The sequence below is a fragment of the Moorena sp. SIO2C4 genome, assembly GCF_010672485.1.
Classification (GTDB): domain Bacteria; phylum Cyanobacteriota; class Cyanobacteriia; order Cyanobacteriales; family Coleofasciculaceae; genus Moorena; species Moorena producens.
This window is the reverse complement of sequence record NZ_JAAHGN010000984.1, coordinates 1-2,877: the sequence shown is the minus strand read 5'-3', so window position 1 is coordinate 2,877 and position 2,877 is coordinate 1. Positions and strand designations below refer to the sequence as shown.

Below are 2,877 nucleotides of genomic sequence, written 5' to 3'. Positions count from 1 at the left end.
TATCTTCCCGAGTATAGTCCTGATTATAACTTAATTGAATTGGTTTGGCATTCAGCAAAAGAATATATTGCCAATCGAGTTTTCAAATCAATTGAAGAATTAGAATGTTTGTTAAATCATCTTTTAAATGAAGGAGGGTTAATTATAAAATGGGTACGAAAAATAAAAAACAAAGGCAATGCTGTTATCACAGTTTAAATGCGCAACAGCTTATCAGCAATTCTGGACATTATGGCCCGCAACTAGTGGGATATATCTTGCACCAGTACTATCACAATCGAGTGACGCAACCAAAGATTCATGAGCAGCTACTGGAATGGGGTATCGAGATATCGGTCGGTCAAATCAATTCATACCTCAGGGCAAAGATAGATGTGTTTCACACTCTCTCAGGCATCGGTTTTAGGGGCAGGATTAAAATGCTCAGAGTATGTTCACACGGATGATACCGGAGCACGACACAGTGGGAAAAATGGGTATTGCACGGTGATTGGTAATGAATGGTTTACTTTCTTTGCGAGCACCCCCCGCAAGACTCGACGCAACTTCTTATCAGTATTACAAGGCAATGCCCCGATTTATGTACTCAATCAGGATGCCCACCAATATTTAGCTTCCTATCAGTTAGCCGACAAGCATATGAACCGATTGAGCTTTGGTTCAACGGTGCTAGGGAATAGCCCTGAGCAATGGCAGGACTATTTAGAGTCGATTGGCATTGTGCAGACCAAAGTGGCACAGAGGGTCACCGAAGCCGCTCTGCTGGGTGGATTAATCGAGAGTGGCATTAACCGAAAATTGTTGATTCATGCAGGATGGAGCCAGACAGTTCAATATTCTCATTCATGGGTTGTGTTGGGTTCATGCTGAACGAATCATCCGCAAATTAGAGGGGAGTACCGCTGAGTTTCGAGAGAACATTGAGGAAGTCCAAACCCTTCTATGGGAGTACTACCAACAGCTTATTTGCCTATCAAGATCACCCGAGTGCCGAGCAAAAGGAGTACCTATCTGTTCGCTTTGATGAAATCTTTGGTCGGTGTTATCTGCACCACCCCACTCTGAGCAACGCATTGAACCAATTTAGACAAAACAAGGAGCAATTGCTCCGGGTGCTCGACTTTCCCAATATTCCTCTGCACAATAATGCCGCCTTTTCTGACATCCGAGAATTTGTGACCCGTCGAAAAATCAGTGGTGGCACTCGCTCTGAGGCCGGACTTCAAGCCAGAGATACCATGATTGGTCTGAAAAAGACCTGTCGCAAATTAGGGATTTGTTTTTGGGCGTATTTACTGTCCCGCTTGCGAGGGGATGACAAAATCCCCCCCTTACCAGATTTGATTCGACAAAAGGCTATAGAGCGTGGACTGGTGGGTAGCCCTGCCTGATAATTTGCTGATCCAATTTATCAACCAGCGATTATTGAGAAATTGCCTATTTTTTGATGATGATTTTAGATAAAAAAAATGTAATTGACTGATTTATCCACCATGACTAACCCTATGGCTATCCCATAAAGCTACGGTTTACTCGTCCAATTGCATCACTATTATGGTCAGCTTGTAGAACTTTTTTGAGCTGGTTTGGCAAGCTCAACAGAGTCGCAGTGGTAAGTACCTGGAAATAAATAAAGTTAACGTTGTCAATAATTGTCAAGGCATTGAATCCCTTTATGTTTATTTTTGCCTTGTATTAAGTTACATTTTATTAACAGTTAAATTGAATTTAATCCTACTACTTAACCGCTTAACACCATCTATAATTACAAACCCGTACAACTCCGGTAATTCCTAAATAAATTTTCAGCTTTTTGTCGGAAATCAGGCAATTTATGCCATCGCTAGATTTGCTTAGTTCAAAGAGAGACAAATTAGCTCTCCACAGGACTTACGCAATTACGCTATATATAGCGTGTCAATTCGAGGAAAAACCAAATTAATCCCTAAAGGGGAAAAACAGATAAAGTAAATGATAAGATCAAGGGAGAAACCAACTAAAAAAATAATGGGAATAAAGATTGGACAAGCTAGATTACTGTCAATATTTGTTGAGTAGCCAAAACAATTACACCATAACTAATTTGGCAGAGCATCTACCAAAAATAAGTCATGATCAAATTAACCGATATTTAAAAAACGAAAAAATTAATCCTAAGACGTTGTGGTTAAATGTCAAAGAATATATTGAAGTAGATGAAAATGGCTATCTAGTATTTGACGATACAGTTTTGGATAAAAACCATTCCCATAAAATAGAATTGGTGCGAAAACAATACAGTGGAAATACTCATAGTGTGGTTCGAGGAATAGGAGTAGTAAATTGTATATACGTTAATAGTAAAACCGGTAAGTTTTGGGTGATAGATTACCGGATATATGCTCCAGAACAGGATGGAAAAACCAAACTAGACCATGTAGAAGACATACTCATAAATTGTTTCATAAGAAACTCCCCTTTAAAAGAGTATTAATGGATAGTTGGTATGCCACTCAAAGACTAATGGCCTTAATTGATAACTGGGAAAAAATCTACTACTGTCCCTTAAAAAAGAATCGATTGGTGGATGAAACAGGAGGTAAGGAAAAATCCCAAAGAATTGACTCATTGGAGGGTCGTGAGTTAGATGTCAAACCAGGGAAATTGATTAAACTAAAAAAGTTTCCTGACCAGAAAAAGGTGAAGTTGTTTCGGGTTACTATTTCTACCAATAGAACGGAATACATTGCCACAAATGAACTAACTGCCTCAGATATTGAACAGGTAAAATCCACTTGTTCTTACCGTTGGAAAATAGAGGAGTTTCACCGGGAACTTAAACAAGCGATGCAGCGCGGTCTTGGAGAGGCAGCGCGGTCTTGGGGGTTACCCCCATGA

General features: G+C 39.8%; 4 protein-coding genes and 1 pseudogene. 4 read left to right on the top strand and 1 reads right to left on the bottom strand.

Going from position 1 to position 2,877, the window contains the following annotated elements; genetic code table 11:
* The 3 genes from F6K20_RS32435 to F6K20_RS32425 all read left to right on the top strand — a co-directional run.
* Positions 1 to 198: transposase (locus F6K20_RS32435; protein WP_287265468.1), on the top strand; the 198-nt coding region annotated here is incomplete at its 5' end.
* 174 nt (positions 199 to 372) lie between these two features.
* Entirely contained in the window at positions 373 to 870 is a 498-nt protein-coding gene (locus F6K20_RS32430) for a hypothetical protein (protein WP_048815169.1), read from the top strand.
* Between the two features lie 50 nt (positions 871 to 920).
* Positions 921 to 1,391 carry an IS66 family transposase gene (locus tag F6K20_RS32425; RefSeq protein WP_008179902.1) on the top strand — a complete coding sequence of 157 codons (471 nt, stop codon included), beginning with the start codon at positions 921 to 923 and terminating at the stop codon, positions 1,389 to 1,391.
* Between the two features lie 118 nt (positions 1,392 to 1,509).
* Here F6K20_RS32425 and F6K20_RS32420 read toward each other — a convergent pair whose 3' ends face one another.
* Positions 1,510 to 1,659 (bottom strand): hypothetical protein, encoded by a 150-nt coding sequence (locus F6K20_RS32420; RefSeq protein WP_154659681.1) that lies wholly within the window; start codon positions 1,657 to 1,659, stop codon positions 1,510 to 1,512.
* A gap of 361 nt (positions 1,660 to 2,020) precedes the next feature.
* Here F6K20_RS32420 and F6K20_RS32415 point away from each other — a divergent pair.
* Positions 2,021 to 2,823, top strand: a pseudogene (locus tag F6K20_RS32415) (IS701 family transposase); the annotation flags it as partial.
* Positions 2,824 to 2,877 lie beyond the last annotated feature (54 nt).